The sequence below is a fragment of the Planktothricoides sp. SR001 genome, assembly GCF_001276715.1.
Taxonomy (GTDB): Bacteria; Cyanobacteriota; Cyanobacteriia; order Cyanobacteriales; family Laspinemataceae; genus Planktothricoides; species Planktothricoides raciborskii.
The window spans coordinates 5,149-27,841 of the sequence record NZ_LIUQ01000040.1 but is presented as its reverse complement, the minus strand read 5'-3'; the positions used below and the strand labels follow the sequence as shown (position 1 = coordinate 27,841).

Genomic DNA, 22,693 nt, shown 5'->3' with positions numbered 1-22,693 from the left:
AAGTTTCCAGTTTCTGTCTCCTGGTATTACCTCAAGCGAGATAATGGCAGGCTCTAAAAACGGTTTATTCTTTCTACCAAGCCTCTCAAAGCCAGCACTATCAATTACCCTATTCCCTTTTGCCTTTTATAACAACAATTTTCAAGGCCTATCTACTGAATTATATGAATTTTTGTCTTGACTGATGACTTCTTGAAAAAAAGGATCTAAATCAGAAGTTAAGATCGAGTATAAATTTTTTAAATTTAAAAACCTCGTCATTTGGTGGTGAGAAGGATAGGTAGTATTTTTAAATTCTTGGAATCTGGCTAGTGCAAATTGCCAAATCCTATTAGCACGAATATCCCAAGTAAAATTCTGTACATCTTGAAAAGCTCGTTCAGCAATAGTAGTTGCTAAATGTGAATTTTCAAACAAATCAACTATCGCTTTTTGGAAAGAAATAGGATTGTCTGGATCTGCCAAGACTGCATTTTCTCTATCTCGCAATACGGTCATAATATTTGGTAAAGCGGAAGCAACGATGGGTTTACCAACCGCCATATACTCAAAAAGTTTGAGCGGACTTGTAACTTCAGCTAAATTCCAAGATTGGCTAGTGGGCAAAATCAGAATATCTGCTGCATATAGGTATGGGACTAATTCAGATTGAGGTAAGTGACCGATAAGGGACACATTTAATAAGCCTTCTTTTTGAAGATTCTTTTTAACTCGATTAACATCAGTTGACCATCCTCCAAGTAATAAAAATTGGCAGTCTGGCATGAGACGAGCTAGGTTTAAAATTGTGGGAATTCCTTTAGAGTCATACAAATGACCGGAGTAAAGGATGATTTTTGCTTCTGTTGCCAGAGAGAGATTCTGCCGAGCCAAATTTTTGTCTAGAACAGGCAGAAAACTGTTTAAGTCTACACCACTGTGAGCCATCAATAACTTGTCAGTATCTAAACCAAGCTGAATATAGTTTTCTGCTAATTGGGATGAGATAGTCACAACACCAATTAAGTTTCGATCTTTCAATAATTTGGCTCGCAAAGAATCTTTTTCGATCGGTTCGTGGCATTCCCAAATAACGGGTTTACCGATTTTAAGCAGTAATTCCACAATTTCAGATGTGCGAGTATAAACTAACGAATCTTCTTTAAAAAGACTATAGATAACAGCCAGCTTATAATACAGTACATTTCTATAGTTTTGAGGAAGCAGCAACTGGGATTGGATGTGTACTGGTAAGCGGACTAACTTATAGCATTCTTTGAGTCCGTACCAGTCCTGGAACTCAGCATCCATTCCTTGACCCATTGACAAAAGATCGCCGCTGGTGACTAATTCAAAATCTTTGATTTTTCGTGAAAAAGCTTGCGCCATTTTCGCAATTTGTACTGTGTGAGCCCATTGTGAAGGTAAGTTTCCTGGAGATAAATAGATGAGTGATTTTGAAAAAGCCATTCGTTAAGTATTTTGGATTTTTGTTAATTTAGGATTGTTTTGCTGGGAGGAAGGTATGAGCGCAGATATCCAAGAGCTTGGTGAGTAGCATCGGGCATAAACTTCTCTGCGGCTTGACGGAAAATATTCCACTTGGAGGTGACAGAATGATAAGAGTGAACGATCCTAATGTCTTTTTCCTCTAACATTGTAGCATCGATTTGGTTTAACTCAAGAGGCCAAGAATCGGTGAGCAAATCAAGTGGATAATTATATTGACGTGGAAGATGAACAATCTCTGTTTTCGTTTTTTGGATAGCTCTGCACAAAGCCAGTTGGTCTTGCTGCTGAAAAACTCTCCATTCTTGTTTCCATGTGTCAAAGAGAGTTTGAGTCTGGAGACCTTTTTTCCAAAGGATCACGCCTCCATTATATTGAATAGAATCAGGAAAGCAGATTTTTAGGGTATAGTCAATCTCTTGTTGTGCAATATGTTTGCATTGAGAAACTTGAGGGAATCTATCTGGTGAAATGAGGATATCTCCCAACTCTAACAAACTCCAAATTTTGTCAATCGGTTTGACTGGAAGAACATCTGCATCTAAATACAAGGTTTCATCAAACAAGCTTAAATCATTTAAACTAATTTTCAGCCATCTTGAAACTATGGCATTCTCAAGTCTCTCTTCTTCAGAAACAGCAATGGATTTGATAAAAATATTAATTTTGGCTAACTGCGCTTGCAGTTGAGGACAGTCTAGATTGGATAAGATGACTATCTCTACGTCAGGGGATACCTGATGCAGCGCACAAGCACTAATAACCGCTAATTCTAAATAAGACCAAGCGTCAATCGCGCAATAGATGACACCTCGTCTGGGTTTGGTGATGTTCATAAATTAGTTTTAGTGATAGTTGAATTGATTCAACAATAATTACCTGTAATATTTTTAGCTTTGAAGATAACGGGGTTGATACAATGCTAAACCAAGGACATCTAGGATTCTGATCGACCAGTAAATCGCAGCAGCAAATAAAATGCTATGTTCTGGAATTGTTCCGGAGATGGAAACTCGAAGAATACCGATGAATAATAGAATTAAAAGGACAATATGCCATCGACAATAGCGAAGATAGGATTGATGTTGAGCAGTCTTTCGAGTGACTATATATTTAGGTTTTTTATCTTTCCCATTCACAATGGCAACCCAAATCATTTTCAGATTAGCAAACAGCAAAGCAAATTCCAAAGTTTTGTGCTTCCAAGCAAAAACCACGTTTCCTTTGAGGACAGATAACTCAAAAAGAGCGATAAATGCGATCGCCATAAAGGTAATTGGCGGTACACTCAAAAACATTGGTTCTCCAACTATTAAAGAAATGGCAATGGTCACATTGAAGAGAAATACTGATGTGGGATAGAGTAGTTCTTTGATTCCTTTTGTACAAAAAGCTAGGCGTTGCTTCAGACTTAGCCCTGACAAATCGGCAAAAAACACTAATCGCAAGGCATCTAAAGACCAAACAGAACGTTGCTTCAAGAAGTTTTCCAGATCATTCACAGGTGCTTGAGTCGAGACACCCACTACATCAAGTGCTTGGGAAGTCCAACCTTTTTGGAGAATATGAACGGTTGTCGTTACATCTTCGACTATATTCCAAGCATCAAATCCGCCTGCATCTACCAGTGCTTGCTGACGATAAACAACTCCCGATCCTAACGAAAATACACCACCTAGAGTAATCTTTCCTGGTAAAACATAAGATTGTAAAAAGACTTCCTGGGTATCAAATGGATCGGATTCATCTATCAGTTTTGTTTCTTTATAAGTTTGCACTAAACCTACAGTAGGTTCATCGATTAAATAGGTCATACATTTTCTAAGAAACTGACTATCTCCGACACAATCATCACAATCTCGCGTTTCTATATATTCTATCTGGGGGAAACGATGGTAAACCTCCTGCCAAGCTGCATTGAGGGCGCCAGCTTTTCCTTCTCCTTGACGAGCAGGAGAGCTTTTAGGGGGTGGTAAAATGTGATAACAGGAGAGTTGTGGATAGGCAGACTGCACGACAGTTATCAATGTGGCAATATCTTCTCGGTGAGCATCATTAGCAATGAACAGATTGATCTTATCAAGAGGATAATCCTGTTGGATTACGCTGTCTAGGGTCACTTTCAACAAATTAATATCTTCGTTATAAATAGGAATAATAATGGCGACTTCTGGAGTGTCAGGACTTAATTGATCTACTCTTATGGGATTGCTGCTATGAAGATTGACGATGATAAAATAAGTAAAAAATATCGCGCCAATAACCACTGCAAATGCACAAAGATAGGCGAATATGGCATAGTGAAAGTTGAGATGAGACAGGAGTGAACAGGAGGCTGAAACCAGCAATACGATCGCCGATGTTCCCGCAATTTTGAGCATTATATTATAGGATGAATTGTTCATTTGATGGCGATAAGGGTGATGAAATTTACCAAATATTCATTATGTTAATTGTTTTGAGTTTTTATACCCATATAAATCGGCAAGAGATTGATTTATTTTACAATTAATAGCTTGAATTTCTTCGGAACTCAAATACTCAACAAAACCCCCAACTGTTCCTTTTCGCGTCTTATAAGATTCTGGATCATTCTTATCAGTTGCTTTTAAACTGTATGAATTTGCCATTTCTGCTGTTTCCATCTGACGCATATTATCAAAGGAAGCATAGTTAACTGCTTCATCCAAAACTTCATACTTGATATTGGCGATGCCTAAAAACTCAATAATGCGACGAAGTTCTCCGTGAGGATTTTGGTGAATATCTTCATACCGAGTCAAAAGAAACTCTCGAGGCACATCTTTATTTTTTGCCCAAATATTGTAGAAGTTAATAATGGTATCTATACTGCCCACTTCTTCATTCAAATAAGAGGATAAATCCCCCTCATAAGGGTTGAGTCTTTCCTGATAGTCTTGGAGGTGTGGAGTTTCTGTTAAAGAATTGAGCCAAAACTGAACTCTTTTCTTTTGTTCAAAATAAGTTGAAACAACTAAATCTCTAGGGTCTCTTACCAAAAAGATGACTTTTGTATTTTGGTAGTGTGTTTTAGTTTTCATTAACTCATTAGGCTTTTTCCAGTGGGGATCGTCGTCATGGGTAAACTGAATCTTTGGCAGTGAGGGATGTAATTTTGCTAAGGGAAATTTACTGTCTAGTAGAGTATCTAAAAGATTCGTGTTGGATATACCTAAATGACCCACGATTGCCTGCCCTATCATTAACTTGAGCCAAGTACGCCCGCATTTAGGAAATGAAATGATATAAGTGTCTACAGTCGGATCTACAGTGAACATATCAAATGAACGCTTTTGGGAGTGTTTTATCCAATTTTTCTGGCTATTTTCCACTGTCGAAATGAAATCTGATAGCGGTAACCAGGAAGAAATCTGGTTTCTGTGAAGGGAGTCTCAAAAACGATTGTACCGATTCAATCAGAAACCCGATTTCTTGGGTCTTCCGGTTAATTAAATTAATAACCTATGACCTACCTAATTTACATGGCATAACTGGAACTGAACTCAGTTGATAATTTGTGAGATTCATGACCTTGAAGGGGTGGATTAAAAACACAAATCAGACGCATCTGAGTTTTGGCCCGCAAATAATGCGCTTCCCGTCGATCCAGAGCATACATCGTCCCTGGTTCAATGGGGTAAACAATTCCATCAGATTGTACTTCGCCTTCTCCCTCAATGCAGTAACAAGCTTCTAAATGATTAGTGTATTCTAACAGAGATTCTGTTCCGGCATCAATTATGGTATCCGTCAGGGAATAGCCCATGCCATCTCTAGCTAACAAAAATCTCCGACTTTGGCCATTACCCCAAGCAATATCTCGCTCAGAGTTAATAATTTCGCTTAATTTTCTGATAATCATATGATTTATCTCCTAAAAAACGGCACTGAAAATTAGCCTGTACTAGCAAGCTATGGTGTAGCTAATGGTTCAGATATATTCTGACAAAACATTCTGGAAGTGAGCAACGCCTAACTCATGATCCTGGGCTAATTGCACCACTTGATAGGCGCGTGAGTTGATACCAGCCTGAATTTGCCGACAGATTGAAAAATCCTCTTCCATCAGCACGTCAAACCCCTTACGAAACTCGTTCTTTCGATAGGGAATATCTGCAAATTGAGTAGGAGATTGATAAATAATAATCTCCACTCGGGTATGTTTTGCATCTATAGGGATGAGATGAAAAACAGAGAGAAACTTTTTGTGCGGGTTCAACATCATGTTGGGAAATATGTAACCCTGATGAGAACTTTTACCGGATTCGGAAAAGCTAGTAAAAAATTCTCCTCCCTGATTATTGGTATAGGGAACCTTAATGCGGAGGTGACGACCAGTGGGTAAGCTGCGGATATTGTCGCTGTCGTAAACTGTGCCAAAACCCTGACTGTGGACTGCCTCAAAATGGTAATCTTCGACGTAATTTTCCACAATCAATTTCCAGTTAATAGGTTGGTCATAGAACCAACGATCAACCTCTCTTAAATTGTTCCAATCCTGATCGTAATTTTCCAAAAAAGCGGGCATTTCGGCTAAGTAGTCTTCCAGAGATTCTGCCTCAGCATTGGGATTTACAAAAATAAATCCTCCCCAGGTTCCTACTTGTGCTGGAACTAGGCGAATTTTAGATTTGTCAAAATTAGGAAAAAGCTTAGGCTTAGTAATTCCTAGTAGATGACCGTCTAAATTATAAGTCCAAGCATGATAGGGACAGGTAATTTTGTGATGAGCGCAACTCCCCTCCCCCTCTAATAACTTTGCTCCACGATGGGGACATAAATTGTGCATAGCTTTTAAAGACCCATCGGTTGCCCGCACGACAAAAATTGGCTCTTCTCCTAAAGTATAGGTGAGATAATCTCCAGGTTCAGGAATAGTTTCTTGCCGACCTACTAATTGCCAGGTGTTACGCCAAAGGGTTTTCATTTCCTTGGCAAAAATCTCTGCATCAGTATAATATTGGGAAGGAAGCCCCAAGTGCTTAGTTTGTAACAGCATCTTTTGTTATCTCCTGACAAATATTTCAATTGACTAAGCATCTTCTGAAGAATTAATATAAGATGGTAGATTATTGTCTTTTTCCTTAAAAGTAGAAGAGCTAGTAATAGTTAAAAAAAGTCCTATAATTACTACGAAAAATGCGAATGAATTAGACCAGCTTACTGTTTCTAAAAACATGATTCTAGCCAGGATTGCGGTGGTAAATGGTGTTAGTAAAAAAACCAGCGCTACGAAGGCCGAGGAAAGTTTTTTCAGGCTATACAAAAGCATTCCTTGCCCAAGCAAACCGGCAACCGACATACTGAAAATTGGTAGCCAACTTTGCCCCGAGGTGGGAAACAAACTTTCGTGATTTATTGCCAGCACCACTAAGGTCAATGGTATGCCACAGCTAAAGCATCCCAGCAATACGGTGTCTGTGTTCCAATGATTGCGGAGTTTTTCTGCTCCCAATAAATAGGCTGATAAAAAAAGTGCTGAAACAAGGGCTAATAAGTCACCTTGTAATTTATCAATGCCGATCTGAAAGTCATTAAATCCGACGATCAATAATCCTGAAACCGCGATCGCACATCCGATCAGAAAACGTCTGTCAAAGCGATGCTTAAATAATAGCCATCCCCCAAAAACTGTAAAAACAGGAGTCAGATTATTAATCAATTCGCAATTAGCTACAGTCGTTTGAATTAAAGACCAAGCTAAACTCAGCAGCATTGCCGCTAAAAAAGTTCCTGTCAGCAGTAACAACCCCAGCAATTGCATCAGGGAAAGGGCAGGTTTTGGTAGGAGTTGAGATGGCTCTAACTTCGGCTTGAATTGCCGATATAAAGCCTGGATTCCACTTGCCAAACCAAGAATAATCGTGGTCAGAAAAAACCGATCAAAGATAGTGGTTTCTGCACTAATCTCCAAAGCCCCCCATTTCGTAAAAACAGGAACAAAAGAAAACGATATCAATCCTCCTAACAAAGAGAGAAAAGACCACAATTTTTCTGATTTTAACAGCAACTTTTGGGGTATCTCATCGGATACAGCAGAGATATGAGGGAAAGAATTCACGGTTTCACGCTAGGGAGGAAATAAGGATTTAAAGAGTGCAAATTTGCTTCTGAGCTTCCGGTAAAAAGAAATGCTCGAAATCAATATAACGATTTTTGTAGCACCAACTACACTCTTTGAAATATGGTGCATCAGGGCAACGGTGGGAAAGATGTTCCTGACGTAAAGTTTGCCATTTCTCCCCATTCCAAACTTGCTCGAAAGAAGATTCATTAATATGACCGAGATGGTAAATTTCTGAACCCGTTCCAATCAAGTGATCGCAGAAACTAATAAACCCGTCATATTTAAACGATACATAACTCCAAGGATGTAAACAAGCAGAAGTATCGTCGGTTTTTTGGGGGAGAGTACCAACCTGCGTAGAGGCAGCAACTTTCACCCCGTGTAGGCGACTGCGTTCTTGCATTTTCTTAAGAGTGTCATCCACCTCCCGATCGTGATTGTGCAAACTTAAAGGTGAATTAGGGGAGGCATGAACGGAGGACAGGCGAATTTCTTGAATGCCAATCTCCGCCGCAAAATCAATCAAATCGGGTAAGGATTTTAGGGCTGGATACTGTACAGTGGTGTTCAGATTAATCCGCTCGGTTGAACCCCAACGTTCGCGATAACCCGTCGCCAACTTTCGCAAATTTCTTTCTACTTTGGTAAGATTACCGCCACGACGCAAGTGAGCAAAAATTTCTGGATCGGCACTATCCACCGAAATCGACAGATAACAACCTTTTTCGATCAGCAAATCAAGTACATCATCCCGTTGGAAAGACATATTGCTGACAAAACGAATTGCCACCCCATAGTTAGCCGTTGTTTCGATGTATTTGCAAATATCCGGTATGATTAGGCTTTCGCCATCTCCCCGCAAATCCACCATTTGGGCTGTGGGAAAAAGTTCAGCCGCAATTTTTTCATAAATTTCTGCCGACATCATCCGCGAGGAAATGGTGATGACTTCGGGACGACACATGGTGCAATGCAAATTGCAACCCTGGGTCAATTCCACCATTACATACAAGGGAAGACTTTTCAGATAGGTTTTGCCCTGGCGATATTCTTCCAGATTCAGAACCCGATTTTCTTCACGACGAGTTAAGGTTCGGTTATCTTCACACAACATATTTCAAGCAATCCTGGGTTAAATTAATCCTATAATCCTATACTTCTAGGTTAGCAAAAGGGCTTTCTTTGCCGCTATAGTCGTCTTCTAGGCTAATATACCAATCTTGCTTTTTGAATATTCCCAGTCCTCCATCACCTGTTTCTCCTTCTTCGTTGGGATGAAAATGGTGTTGTTCAAATACGGATGAGTAGTTACCATCCTTAATCGTAGAATCAGGTAATTTTTCAATTGGTTTGTATTGGTGATGTTCCTGTCCTTCCACCCAGAAAGGTACATTAGAAACGGCATTGTAATGGCAATGAATTACGGTACGGGGGGAACCGGTACGATTGGGGCCGGAACAGTGCAGGGTATTACCGTGAAAAAACATCACATCCCCCGGTTCCATCTCACAATCAACAACCTCTAAACGCTTAAGAATTTCCTTGACACGTTTCGGATCGGCGAATACGGCTTGATCTCCCCGAGCCATATCAAATCGGCTAGCCAGATGAGAACCCTTCACCATTTGAATACAGCCATTTTCTTTAGTGTTGGCAGTAATGGCAATTGTACAAGTGGCAAAGTGAGGAAATAGACAACCATTGTGATACCAAAAAGCGCAATCCTGATGCCAATCCACAGTCCCTTCACAGTAGGGATCTTTTTTGAGAATTTTAGAATGCCAGTGGTAACACTCTTCTCCTAAAAGAGCTTCGGCTCCATCTACCACCCGAGCAAGTCTCGGCACAACTCCTAAATAGCTTTGTTGTAAATCCGTCCAAGTAGTTACTTTATAAACCTTGCCAAAGGTATCAACAATGCTGGTTTGATAGCCCATAACATTTGGGTCTTCTTCGCAAGCTTTCCGCATTGGTTCAATTTCATCCAAATCGAAAAAGCCTCGGATAATTAGAAACCCATCTTTGTGATATTGAGCAATCTGCTCTGGCGTAAGAGATCGAGTTGTACGAATTTCGGCCTTAGATGTCAACATGGATCCCTAAAATTTGTTTATTGGTCATCCCAATTTTCGGTTAAAACGATACATTTGTCAACTAGATTGTTACTTTTCTTTACTTGAGTTGCCGAGCCAGAAATTGAACATGGGGTTCCTTAATCATTGTGAAATGATTACCAGGGATAACATGAAGTTGAATCGGTTTCGTAGAAACCTGTTGCCAACCCCAGGAAGGGTCTTTCTCAGTGGTGATGGCATCGGGGAGAAAATCAAGCTGCCCTATTTCCTTGGCTCTCAACAAAGTAATAGAAACCTCGCACTTGGGTGGAATATAGGCTGTATCCGCAATCATATTTGCGCGATACACCGAGAAAATTTGTTGTAATTCTACTTCAGTCAGCTTTTGACCAATTTGTTGTAATTGATCTAGTAATACCCTCAATTGCTCCTCTAGCTTTAACGTGCGTAAACTTTCTGGTGAAATTACTAAACGCTCACCACTGCCACCCCCATAAATTTCTGCCAGCTTGGTGATGTATTCAGCATTATCCCAAGTTCCAATCTGGCGATCGCTCCCTATCAATGCCGCTGGAATATCCATGATTGCCAGGAAAGATACTGCTTGCCCCTGATCCTGAAGTTGTCGAGCCATCTCAAAAGCCACTTTTCCACCAAAGGAATGTCCAGCCAATTTATAGGGACCTTGGGGTTGAATTTTTTGGATGGCTTGGATATGGTGATCCGCAATTTCAGTCATTACAGTTAAAGGTTGCTCCCCTGTTACCAATCCCAAAGAACGCAATCCATAAAAAGGTTGATCTGCACCCAGGTAACGTGCCAAACCATAGAAATCAAACACGCTTCCCAAAATACCAGATACACAGAATAAAGGTGTTTTTGTGCCTTGGGTTTGAATGGCAATAATCGTAGAGTGATGCTGAGAACTATTCCCCTGATTTGCCCCCGGTAAAACTGCTTGACTATCCTTACCTTGAGTCAGAGAAACGCTATTAACCTCTTCAGAAGTCACAAAATCCTTAGACAAATAATCAACCAGTGCCTCAACAGTAGGATACTCAAACAGCAACGCTGAACTTAAGGAAACTCCTAAACTAGATTGCAACAAACTCAAAAATTCGATCGCCATCAAAGAGTCTAGTCCCAAATCTACCAGCCGTTCCCCTGTAGATAACTGCTGAGGATTTTTTATCCCAAGAATTTTTGCTGCTTGGCTACATAAATGGCTTGTTAAAGCGGCTTTCCGTTCCGCAAAAGGCAGAGTTTCTAAATGTTTATGAAACTCGATAACAGATTGCTGGCCAACTTTTAATTCTAAGCTCTGCTGCAATTGGGAAAATATTGGAGTAATTGCCGTTTGTCTTTCCCAGAATCGCGTCCAATTCATCGGCATAACTCCCACCTGCACAGGTGATTCCATCAGCAGCATTTCTAGTATTTCTAACCCCTGTTGAGGGTAAATGCTATCTTCACCTTTTTGGCTCAGGCGATCGCCTAGTTGCAGTTTGGCTGTCATCCCCACTTCTGCCCAAGGTCCCCAATTAATGCTTAAACCGGCTAATCCTTGGCTGCGTCGATAGGATGCTAAAGCATCGAGAAAAGCATTTGCCGCCGCATAATTTCCTTGCCCTGGGGCTCCTAATAAAGATGCACTGGAAGAAAACATGACAAAGAAATCTAACGACTCGTGCTGACTAAGATTATGAAGATTCCAAGCACCCTGAACTTTAGGAGCCATTACCTTTGTAAATCGTTGCCAAGTTTGTTGTTGAATTAATCCATCATCCAACACACCAGCGGCATGAATAATTCCCCGCAAAGGCGGAAGGTTTTCGTTTATGTAGGAGAATACCTTTGTCATTTCGACCCAATTGGATACATCCGCTGGCATGATGGTGACAGAGGTTCCTGCTTGTTCAATCTCAGCAATTTGAGCAGCGTTTTCTTGTTGTACCCCACTTCGTCCGAGCAAAATTAAATGACGTGCCCCCTGCTCTACTAACCAACGAGCAACTAACAATCCTAATCCGCTACAACCACCTGTAATTAGATAGCTGCCATTAGCTTGTACAATACCTGTTTGCCAGTTCAAAATTATCTTACCAATGTGTTTCGCCTGCTGCATATAACGAAACGCATTGACCGCGGATTGAATAGGAAAAACTGTGTTGGTTAGAGGTTTGAGCTTGTGATTTTCAAACTGTTGCACAAGATGACGCAACATTAACTGAATTGTGGCTGATTCTTCTTGGCAAGCTTTAGCAGTATCCACTTTAAAATAGGACACATCTGGTCGGAACTGCGCCATTTGCTCATAACTCCAGATATCCCGCTTGGCAAGTTCCAGAAAACATCCGTTTTCAGCTAATACACTTAAACTCTTGGCAATAAAACCCTCGCCGGTAAGAGAATTGAGAATAATATCAACCCCTTTTCCTTGGGTAACTGCCATAATTTCCTCGGCAAAATCCAGCGTCCGAGAATTCATTACTGCTTTCACGCCCAATGCTTTTAGACTGTCCCATTTACTAGGACTAGCGGTGACAAAAACCTCTGCACCAGCTTGTAAGGCTAACTGCACCGCAGCCTGACCAACTCCTCCAGCACCGGCATGAATTAATACCCGTTTTCCTGAAGTAATTTTAGCTAAATGATGCAAACTCCAGTATGCCGTGAGAAAAGATTCTGGAATTGTTGCTGCTTCTTCAAAAGATAGAACTTTAGGGACTGGTACAACTAAGTTGGCATTTACTGTTACATATTGACTGAAGCTACCAGTGGCGATCGCCATGACTGAATCGCCAATTTCTAAGTTAGTAACACCGGCACCTTGAGCAACAATTTTTCCCGCACATTCAATTCCTAAAGGAGGTTCACCAGGATACATCTCCAAGACATTCAAAACATCAATAAAATTGAGTCCTGCGGCATGAACTAAAATTTCTACTTCTGTATCTGCCGGTAATTGACGGTTGATAGTTTCTAGCTTGAGATTATCTGGGGTTCCCCGATCAGCAATAGTCAGGCGGAAGGGCTGTTTTGGTATTTCCAATATGGCGCTATCTGATGCCTTAGCGGTTTGATAGCGAACCAACCGGGCAACATAGCGTTCATGGTTGCGATAGGCAATTTGGTCTTCAATAATATCTGTCGATAACAGGGGGAATACTTCCGCAAATAAAGCTTGAGCAGACTCGTTAGTTGTTGCTTGGGGATCTAAATCGATCCGCATCACTTTTAAGTCTGGATGCTCTAAGGGAATTGTTTTACCCATACCCCACAGCAAAGAAGGAACTAGCGCCTGTATTGACTGTTCTTGAATCGACTGGGCACCTTGAGTAACTATCCACAACGGGGGACGGGTATTATTTTTTACTAGAGCTTGTACCAGGTGTAATGCACTGCCACAACTGAATAAAGCCGTTTGTTCTAAGGTTTCTGAGGTTAGGTTTATTGATTGTTCTAATCCCCAAGTATGAACGATTCCATCAATCAAGGGCAAGGATGATAAGAGTTGCTGAAAATGTTCTGGACAAGCGGGATTAATTCGGTATTCTTGTGCAGAGATGTTTTGGTATTCCTCACCGGCCAAAACCAGAATACAAATTTCGCCTTGAGCACGCAATAAAGTAGCTAATTCTTGACTTTGGGGAGAATCAGCAAAGATTAACCAATGGCGAGGTTGATTTGTTTTGCTGATAGCAGACTGCCGTTTTTGTTGCTGCCATTCGATTTGATATAGGCAATCTTGCTCTGGATTTTCAGTTTTGCCTAGCATGGTTTGCCGGCGCACCCGTTTTAGTTGTAGTCCCTGAACTTCTACAATTACTTGCCCATGAGAATCTAACAATTTAATATCAGCTTTCAGGATGTCTGTCTCTTCAGATTCTTGTGGATGTAATTGAGCATAACACCACATTTTAGCGCTGGGTTTTTGCCAAAATTCTAACTTTTCAAAAACCACTGGCACATAGGTTTCTTCTCGCTCTTCTAACAAAGTTGCATCTAACACTTGCAGACAGGTATCTAATAACACTGGGTGGACTTGATAGCTGTCTAAGTCTAAGGTTAGAGATTCTGGTAAAACGATGTAACCAAGTGCTGTATTTTGATTGCGCCATACCTGGTCAACGGCGCGGAAACTAGCACCATAGTCTATTTGCTGATCTTGAAATTTTTGGTAAAGATCGCGCACAGCAATTTCTTCTGTTATTTGCTGTTTTAACTCAATTAAATTCAACAATTCTGGCGTTTTTGGTGCTTCTAAGTAGAGTTTACCTGTGGCATGAATCAGCCAAGAAGGTTGTTTTTGGCTATCTTCCCCAGACTCTAAACTAAAAACTTGGAATTTGTAAGCTTTATTTGCTTCTGGTTGCAACACCATCTGTAGGGTTTTGGCTTCATTTTCTGATAGAACCAGCGCCTTTTGGATGGTAACACCTTCTAAGCGAATACTTTGAGGAGATTGGGTGATATTTTTCGCTGCTGCTAAAGCCATTTCTAAATAAGCAGTTCCCGGCAAAATTATGCTATCAAACACGCGATGATCGCCTAACCAAGCTGGGAAATACTTACTAATTTGTCCTTGAAAACGTAACTCCTGAGTTCCCGCCAAGGATAGGGCAACACCTAATAAAGGATGCTGGGAATTATCAGAGTTAAAGCTGGGTATTTGAGAGATAGCTGGTGCATCTATCCAATAGCGACGTCGTTGGAAGGGATAGGTGGGTAAAACAACCCGTTTTCTGACAAAATCCCGGTCAAAACCCTGCCAATCAATTTTTACACCATGCAGATAAAGTTCGGCTAAACTGGTGAGTAACGCTTGCCAATCTTCTTTTTCTGGACGCAAACTTGGCAACCACAAACCAGAATCATCTGTCGGTAAACACTGACGACCCATACCTAATAAAATGGGTTTGGGTCCAATTTCTATAAATATTTCCACTCCCTGCTGTGCCAAAGATTGCATACCGGCAGCAAATTTCACAGGTTGAAGGATATGTTGACACCAATAGTCAATGTTTGTGATAGCATCTGTAATTACTTCTCCTGTAACATTGCTAATTACAGGAATCTGGGGGTATGAAAAAGTTACTTGTTGCGCTATTTGCTTAAACTCACCTATAATTGGCTCCATTAAAGGCGAGTGAAAAGCATGAAAAACTCGTAAATTTTTGGTTTTTATACCTTGGGTTTCTAGGGTTTGACAAATTGTTTGAATGGCTTCTCTTTCCCCAGAAATCACTACACTTTGAGGAGCATTACTGGCTGCTAAAGAAACTTTTTCTGTTGCAGAAATAACTGATAATACTTCTTGTTCAGAAGCTAAAACCGCCACCATTTCTCCGTTTTGAGGTAAGGCTTGCATCAGCCTACCCCTATGAGCAATTAGCTTTAATCCATCTTCTAAGCTAAAGACTCCAGCGATAGTTGCAGCTACATATTCACCAACACTATGCCCCATGAGGATATCGGGTTTAATGCCCCAGGATTGCCACAACTGAGCTAAGGCATATTCCACCGCAAATAAGGCCGGTTGTGTGTAGGCTGTGTTATCTAATTTTGACTGGTTATCAGAGAATAATACCTCCAATAAAGAAACGTCTAAGTATTCTTTTAAAATATCGTTGCAGCGGTCTAAATTTTGCCGAAAAGTTGGCTGTGTTTCGTAGAGTTGGCGACCCATATTCAGATATTGGGAACCTTGTCCTGTGAATAAAAAACCAAGTTTTTTGGCAGTTCCGTTTTTGACCGAATCAGCTTGGGAGAAATGCAAATCTTGATGTTGCAATTGTGATTGCAAATTCTCTATTGAGTCGGCAACGATTGCTAATCGGTGCTGAAAATGTTTGCGTCCTGTATTGGCAGTAAAGCAAATATCTCCTAGTTCTACATGAGAATTGCTGCCTAAATAATCTACATACTTTTCCACTAAATCCTTTAGAGCAGCTTCGGTTTTAGCGGAGAGGGTTAATAAATGAGTCGGTCTTTCGGTAAAATACGGTTGGCTAGTTGGGGGAGCTTCTTCTAAAACGACATGACAATTAGTGCCACCCATACCAAAGGAACTAACTCCGGCACGACGTGGGAAGTCGTTTTTATTCCATTCTACTAACTCGGTATTGACGTAGAAAGGGCTATTAGCAAAATCAATATTAGGATTGGGTTGGTTAAAGTTTAAGCTGGGAGGAATGGCACCATTTTTTAGGGCTAATATTGTCTTAATTAGACCAGCAATTCCCGCAGCATCATCTAAATGTCCGATATTAGTTTTCACTGAACCAATGGCACAGAATCCATTTTTAGCTATCGGTTCATCTGTACTTTGGTGAAAAGCTTGGGTGAGGGCAGTAATTTCAATCGGATCGCCGAGAGCAGTGCCGGTGCCGTGAGTTTCTACATAACTTATTGTATTAGCATCAATTTGCGCTACGGCTAAGGCTTCAGAAATTACAGCTACCTGTCCTTGAATACTGGGGGCAGTATAACTCATTTTATGAGTTCCATCGTTATTGACTGCCGTTCCTTTAATCACTGCATAAATGCGATCGCCATCTGCAATGGCTTTACTCAGTAATTTCAGGACAACCACACCAGCACCATTACCAAAAACGGTTCCTTTAGCATCAGCATCAAAGGCTCGACAATGCCCATCTGGTGATAAAATCATTCCTTCCCGATAGAGATAGCCTACCCGATGGGGAACAAAGATAGAAACACCGCCAGCTAAGGCTACATCACATTCACCGCAATGTAAACTTTGACAAGCTAAATGTACAGCCACTAATGAGGTAGCACAGGTTGTTTGTACACTGACACTTGGACCTGTTAAACCTAATTTGTAGGAAACGCGCATCGGTAAATGATCGCCGCCATTTCCCTGTTCTAAATGTAAATCGTTAGCGGCTCTAAATAGTCTATGGCTAAGATAGGGTTTTGCGGGGGAAAATCCTTGGCTAGGACAAACATTATTAATTAAATAGGTACTCAGACTTGAACCGGCATAAACACCAAATAATTCTTGTTGGTGATTTTCGGAATTATAACCAGCGTTTTCTAATGCTTCCCAAGCACATTCTAGGAAAATTCGCTGTTGGGGATCTATAATCGCAGCTTCTTTAGCACTGTACCCAAAAAAGTCAGCATCAAACTTGTCAATTTGGGAGAGTACCCCCCCAGCTTTGATGTAATTGGGATGCTTCAACAAGTTAGGATCGATAAAGTCTAATTCTGAGTCGGAGAAAAAGGAAATGGATTCGACTCCATTGCACAAATTTTTCCAAAAATCATCAATATTCTCTGCCCCAGGAAAGCGACAGGACATACCAAGGATCGCGATCGCAGGTTGATGCAACGGCTCCCTATCCTGATTATTTAGAATAAAATTCATTGCTGCTTAATTTTTAGTAGTGTTGGCAAATTGAAATTAAAGTCAAGAATTTTAATTGATTTGTGTGTTTGAGGAAATTCGGTTAATAGTGGTTAAGGGGGATACAAGTTGCCCAACAACTGATTGGGAAAGCTGTTCTGAATCTGACAAACCAAACTGCCAATCACGAGAACTACCAAGCGGTTTCTCAAAAGTGCCAAACAGGATATCCCAGAAGGGAAACATATCTGCCAGGTTAGCATCATAACGGCAATGTACTGTATGATGCCAAGCATGAAAGTTAGGAGTGGCAATTAAATAAGCCCACCAAGGAAACGTTTCTTTCATATTGGGAAAGTCTACGTTGAAATGGGGCAGGATGCCACCAAATACCATCCGAATACTTAGACCAATTACTAATGCTTCATTACTAACTCCTAGAAGATAGGCTAGACCAATATCTGAAGCTAGATGCCCTAGATTAAACACGGGATGGTCGCGGCTTCCAGTAATGCAATTGAGTTCGGTAACTCCATGATGCACTTTATGAAACCGCCAAAAAAATAGCAAGGAATGATCTAATCTGTGAAAAGCATACCTTTTCAAGTCTTCTATGAGTAAATAAGTAACAATTTGTAACAATAGGGGTGCAGCGAGAGCAGTCAATCCCCACTGTCCTGTCCCTGACGGAAACTGTTGGAGAAAGGCACTCAAGAAACTGATTTGAAGGGCGATCGCTATCATCCCTGAAAAGGCATTAATTCCTAAAGTTAGCAATGCCTCTTTGGATATCCAATTATTGTTTTGTCTGCTCCAGAACGATTCCAAAAACAAACCAATTGTCAAAATACCTAGGCGTACCCAATCATGTAGGAATAGGGCTGTAGTTAATAGCAATAGTATTCCAGTTATAGCTAGCCAGGGGCTTGCTTTAGGCCATTTTTTGGCTGTCAATTCTGAACACAAACAGATGCCAAAAAGACTAAACAGTAATGCCAGATTAATTAATGTTTCTCCAGTGAAGCTTAAGAGCATATCCTTTGTTTTATTCTCATCTGTGACGCTGGCGATGTGCTTGTCGGACTTGCCGTTGGTGAGAGGCCATTGAGTAACAATTCCTCTGGTTTAAAGCCCATTTTGTTACTTGTTGCTGTGCTTTTTCTTCACTTAATTCTGCGGCTAATTTTTGAATGGTGGGATATTGGAATAAAGTGGTAATTGTTGTGAGCCGATTATGAAAAATTTCTACAAGTTTTTCATAAACTTGCATGAGTAACAAAGAAGTACCACCCAAATCAAAAAAATTCTGAGTGATGGATACTGCTTCCAATTGTAAAATATCTTGCCAGACCTGAGCAATCTGTTTTTCTGTCTCAGTTTGTGGCAAAACTATTTCACTTGTCAACAAGGGCAGCGATCGCTTAGGAACAGGAAAATTACGCCGATCTAGTTTGCCGGTGGGAGTAAGGGGCATCTCCTCCAAAAACACTATAGCCGTCGGCACCATATAATCAGGCAAATTGGATCGTAAATGACGATGTAGGATTAATTCTAGGTCATTAGTAACTGCCTCGTTTAAGGGGACAACATAAGCTACTAAACGCTTATTACCGGGTACATCTTCTCGCAGAATTACTGCACACTCCCGCACCATCGGATGTTGAGATAACAACCCTTCAATTTCCCCTAATTCAATGCGAAATCCTCGCAACTTCACTTGACGATCGGCACGTCCCAAGTGCTGAATATTACCATCTGGCAAATAGCGAGCTAAATCTCCGGTTTTGTAAAGACGACCAGGGCCAAAGGGATTAGCAATAAACCGCTCCTGGGTGAGGTCAGGACGGTTAAAATAACCTCTAGCAATTCCTTCGCCACCAATGTACAATTCCCCTTCAGCGCCGATGGGTACTAATTGATAAGAGCGGTCTAATATATAAATTTGAGTATTGTGGATGGGACGACCAATTGGGGGTAGAGTCTGCCAATCTTGGACGTTATTTGATAGGGTAAAAGCTGTCACATCTTGGCATTCTGTGGCTCCATAATGGTTGTGCAAAATGCAGCCGCTTTTCTGGAAGAATTCAGCGATCGCCGGCACAATCAGCAATTGTTCCCCCGCTGTCATTACTTCCCGCAGCGGTAGGGATCTACCTTTAGCAATTTTTGCTAATTGCTGAAGTGCGGCAAAAGGCAAATAAATTTTTTCAACACCTTGGGTCAATATAACATTGAATAAAGCTTCGGGGTTGCGTCGCTGCTCTTCGGAAATCAACACTAATGTTCCGCCAGAACACCAGGTAGAAAAAATTTCATGGAAGGAGATATCAAAACTTAGGGGAGCAAATTGTAGCGTTTTGGCGGGAGTGACCCGATTATGCATATGCCAGTCAATTAGATTAACCAGTGGTAGATGTTCCATCATCACCCCTTTGGGTTTGCCGGTGGAACCAGAGGTGTAAAGAACGTAGGCTAAGTTATGTGGCTGAACTGAACTAACTGGATTGTCCTTACTTATTTGTGATATTTTATCCCATTCGCGATCTAAATCAACGACAGTATATCCCTGAGCCACAGGGGCAATTTCTGAGTAAGTTTCTAACAATTTTCCGGTAGTTAATAGCAGATACACCTGGGCATCTGCCAACATATAGGCAAGGCGATCTGGGGGATAGGAGGGATCGAGGGGAACATAAGCGGCACCTGCTTTGAGAACCGCTAATAGTGCTACAACCATTTCTAGGGAGCGCTCAATACAAATCCCTACTAAAGTTTCTGGTTTAACTCCTAATCTCTGTAGGTGATGAGCAAGTTGATTAGCTCGTTGATTCAGTTGTTGATAAGTTAGTTTTTCATGGCCGAATACTACTGCCGTTGTATCTGGCGTTTGTTGCGCTTGTTCCTCGAACCAATGATGAATACACCAGTCTCGCCTGTAATCAGTTTCGGTATGATTCCAGGCTTCTAATAATTTTTGTCCCTCAGTGTTAATCAAGACAGGTAAAACAGGAATTTCTTCCTTGTAGTTAACTATGCCTTGTTCACCAAAGTTGGGCGGCAATAAATTCGCCATTACTACTACCATACAGTGAACAATCTTTAGACTAAGTTTTGTTTTTTTATTGTTGTCTTTTTGTGAGTAAAGCACAATGTAACGTTTTTGTCAACACCAATTCTAAACTTTTGCATAGTCTCTTTTGAGTTTTTCATGGTTTTTTCTTTTATCTGGAGCCAGAAAGGTAGCCCAGAAACCACCTGAGTTCGATACCCCTACCCGATCTATATTGTCAATAATCAACAATTATTGACAGTATTTTCTCTTGGATTGCAAGTCTCTAACTCTCTTACAACCTGCTTTATAGCTGATTTTCTTACGTCGAACTCAGGTTAAATGAATCAGGACTTACGCAAAGCTTCTGTAGGGTGCCGTTCCGTGCGGCAACGCACCAATATATTGGTGCGAATCAGACAATAGCGCGGTTACACCGTTTCCGGCAGCAAGCAGACCACCCGGAACCCGAAGAATTCATACTTACGGGCGGGGTTGCCTTGGCAGCGATAGGCGGAACGACAGTTTACCGGATAGTCGAACCACGAACCACCCCGTAGTACATTCCTGATTTTTTCCTGACGTTTTTCCGTAGTTTCATCAGTCGGTACAGCAAGATAATTATGATAACTATCTTGCCAAATATCTTGGCACCATTCCCAAATATTTCCATGCATATCGTAGAGTCCAAAAGCATTCGGTGGAAAAGTGCCAACCTCGGTAGTTTTGCCTCGATAAAGTCCTTTTGACCCGTCACCATAAGTGTAGTTGCCATTGTAATTGGCTAGATCGGTGGTAATAGTTTCGCCAAAATAAAATGGGGTTTTTTTGCCATCAAAGCTGGAGAAATTCCTGGTAAATTCAAAAAATCTGGGGAAAGCTCGTAGCCGCAATTAGAACAAAACTGGGCTGATTTCTTAATATTGGTGGTTTCGCAAGCCACCAATCCAATTCATTACTTCATTAAGAAACCCGGTTTCTTCAAGAAACCGGGTTTCGGCGGTGTAGCTAATTAACTCACCGGCACCGATTCTTTGGCCAAAAACTTCTCTAATTCCGTTAAAGCATCGGCGTCAACTTTAGTCTGCATGGGGCAGAATTTCGGGCCGCACATGGAACAGAATTCGGCGGTTTTGTAGATATCAGCGGGCAAGGTTTCGTCGTGATATTCCCGGGCGCGATCGGGGTCGAGGGCTAACTCAAACTGACGGTTCCAATCAAAGTTATACCGGGCAACAGAAAGCTCATCGTCGCGATCGCGGGCTCCCGGACGATGCCGTGCAATATCTGCCGCATGAGCCGCAATTTTATAAGCAATTAAACCATTGCGTACATCTTCCGCATTCGGTAAACCCAAATGTTCTTTCGGGGTCACATAGCACAACATAGCTGTCCCGTACCAACCAGCCATTGCCGCACCGATCGCCGAAGTAATATGGTCATAACCGGGGGCAATATCTGTCACCAATGGACCGAGCACATAGAAAGGCGCTTCCGAGCATTCTTCCATCTGCTTCTTGACATTAAATTCTATTTGATCCATAGGCACATGACCCGGCCCTTCCACCATCACCTGCACATCATGTTCCCAAGCCTTACGGGTCAACTCACCGAGGGTTTTCAATTCTGCTAACTGAGCATCATCAGAAGCATCATGGGTACAACCCGGACGCAGGGAATCACCTAAACTAAAAGAAACATCATATTTCTTAAAAATTTCGATGATATCGTTGTAGTGAGTATAGAGGGGATTTTGCTTATGGTGATGCAACATCCACTTGGCCAAAATGCCGCCGCCGCGAGAAACAATTCCCGTAATTCGACTTTTTACCAAAGGCAAATGTTGAATTAAAATCCCTGCGTGAATGGTCATGTAATCCACCCCTTGCTGGGCGTGTTTTTCAATTACATGGAGGAAATCATCAGCGGTCAGATTTTCCATTTTGCCATAGACACTTTCCAAAGCTTGATAAACTGGAACCGTGCCAATGGGAACCGGGGAAGCATTAATAATTGCCGTGCGAATTTCGTCTAAGTTACCGCCACCAGTGGACAGATCCATCACGGTATCTGCACCATATTTAATCGATAACTTTAGCTTGTCCAATTCTTCTTGAATATTAGAAGAGTTGGGAGACGCGCCAATATTTGCATTCACCTTACATTTAGAAGCAATGCCAATACACATTGGCTCTAAATTCGTGTGATTAATATTAGCGGGAATAATCATTCTGCCCCGGGCAACTTCTTCTCTAATTAGTTCTGGGGGCAAATTTTCTCGTTTGGCGACATAAGCCATTTCTTCGGTAATGAAACCCTGACGGGCGTAATGCATTTGAGAAACATTACTTTGTCCGCGTCGTTTAGCAACCCATTCTGCTCTCATATTTGCATTCCTCGATAAATAGCTTCCCTACGCTGGTATTACCCAGTCTCAGGTTCTAAGGGACTATCTCAGCCTCAACGACGAGGCACCCCTAGCTTAATTTCGGATTGTAGCATCGACTGTGGACTGGGTGAGAATCGTCCCCAATATTTTCATATTTCGTTACGGTCTGGTGGGGAGCGGGGGAGCGGGGTGTGGGAGGTGTGGGGCCGCCATCGGTGTGGGGTGTGGGGTG

14 protein-coding genes and 1 riboswitch are annotated in these 22,693 nt (G+C 41.4%); all 14 genes read right to left on the bottom strand.

All coding sequences use genetic code 11. The features are described 5' to 3' along the window. Positions 1–141 precede the first annotated feature (141 nt). Positions 142–1,449, bottom strand: a complete 1,308-nt coding sequence (locus AM228_RS20415) for a glycosyltransferase (protein WP_054468699.1) — start codon at positions 1,447–1,449, stop codon at positions 142–144. A 23-nt stretch (positions 1,450–1,472) separates the two neighbouring features. Then, complete coding sequence (locus tag AM228_RS20410) at positions 1,473–2,324, bottom strand: hypothetical protein (RefSeq protein ID WP_054468696.1); 852 nt, start codon at positions 2,322–2,324, stop codon at positions 1,473–1,475. A gap of 54 nt (positions 2,325–2,378) precedes the next feature. Then, the gene (locus tag AM228_RS20405; RefSeq protein ID WP_054468694.1) at positions 2,379–3,869 is read right to left on the bottom strand and encodes a glycosyltransferase; all 1,491 of its coding nucleotides are present in this window, start codon (positions 3,867–3,869) and stop codon (positions 2,379–2,381) included. A 63-nt stretch (positions 3,870–3,932) separates the two neighbouring features. Next, on the bottom strand, positions 3,933–4,841 hold the full coding sequence (locus AM228_RS20400) for a sulfotransferase domain-containing protein (RefSeq protein WP_156331938.1): 909 nt from the start codon (positions 4,839–4,841) through the stop codon (positions 3,933–3,935). A gap of 146 nt (positions 4,842–4,987) precedes the next feature. Further along, on the bottom strand, positions 4,988–5,371 hold the full coding sequence (locus tag AM228_RS20395; protein ID WP_054468690.1) for an ectoine synthase: 384 nt from the start codon (positions 5,369–5,371) through the stop codon (positions 4,988–4,990). Between the two features lie 69 nt (positions 5,372–5,440). After that, positions 5,441–6,508 (bottom strand): aromatic ring-hydroxylating dioxygenase subunit alpha, encoded by a 1,068-nt coding sequence (locus AM228_RS20390; protein ID WP_054468688.1) that lies wholly within the window; start codon positions 6,506–6,508, stop codon positions 5,441–5,443. A gap of 33 nt (positions 6,509–6,541) precedes the next feature. Then, complete coding sequence (locus tag AM228_RS20385) at positions 6,542–7,570, bottom strand: DMT family transporter (protein WP_054468687.1); 1,029 nt, start codon at positions 7,568–7,570, stop codon at positions 6,542–6,544. Positions 7,571–7,598: 28 nt separating this feature from the next. Next, positions 7,599–8,690, bottom strand: coding sequence for a radical SAM protein (locus AM228_RS20380; RefSeq protein WP_054468685.1), 1,092 nt, complete (start codon positions 8,688–8,690; stop codon positions 7,599–7,601). Between the two features lie 37 nt (positions 8,691–8,727). Beyond that, entirely contained in the window at positions 8,728–9,669 is a 942-nt protein-coding gene (locus tag AM228_RS20375; RefSeq protein ID WP_054468681.1) for a phytanoyl-CoA dioxygenase family protein, read from the bottom strand. A 79-nt stretch (positions 9,670–9,748) separates the two neighbouring features. After that, the gene (locus tag AM228_RS20370; RefSeq protein ID WP_072160869.1) at positions 9,749–17,044 is read right to left on the bottom strand and encodes a type I polyketide synthase; all 7,296 of its coding nucleotides are present in this window, start codon (positions 17,042–17,044) and stop codon (positions 9,749–9,751) included. Positions 17,045–17,095: 51 nt separating this feature from the next. Then, positions 17,096–17,800: a sterol desaturase family protein gene (locus tag AM228_RS20365; RefSeq protein ID WP_190879300.1), complete on the bottom strand. Its 705-nt coding sequence runs from the start codon at positions 17,798–17,800 to the stop codon at positions 17,096–17,098. Positions 17,801–18,074: 274 nt separating this feature from the next. Beyond that, positions 18,075–20,108 carry an amino acid adenylation domain-containing protein gene (locus AM228_RS20360; protein ID WP_082348970.1) on the bottom strand — a complete coding sequence of 678 codons (2,034 nt, stop codon included), beginning with the start codon at positions 20,106–20,108 and terminating at the stop codon, positions 18,075–18,077. A gap of 395 nt (positions 20,109–20,503) precedes the next feature. Then, complete coding sequence (locus AM228_RS20355; RefSeq protein ID WP_054468676.1) at positions 20,504–20,965, bottom strand: formylglycine-generating enzyme family protein; 462 nt, start codon at positions 20,963–20,965, stop codon at positions 20,504–20,506. Between the two features lie 119 nt (positions 20,966–21,084). Further along, positions 21,085–22,458, bottom strand: a complete 1,374-nt coding sequence (gene thiC / locus AM228_RS20350; protein WP_054468674.1) for a phosphomethylpyrimidine synthase — start codon at positions 22,456–22,458, stop codon at positions 21,085–21,087. Positions 22,459–22,465: 7 nt separating this feature from the next. Then, positions 22,466–22,561, bottom strand: a riboswitch (TPP riboswitch). Between the last annotated feature and the right edge of the window lie 132 nt (positions 22,562–22,693).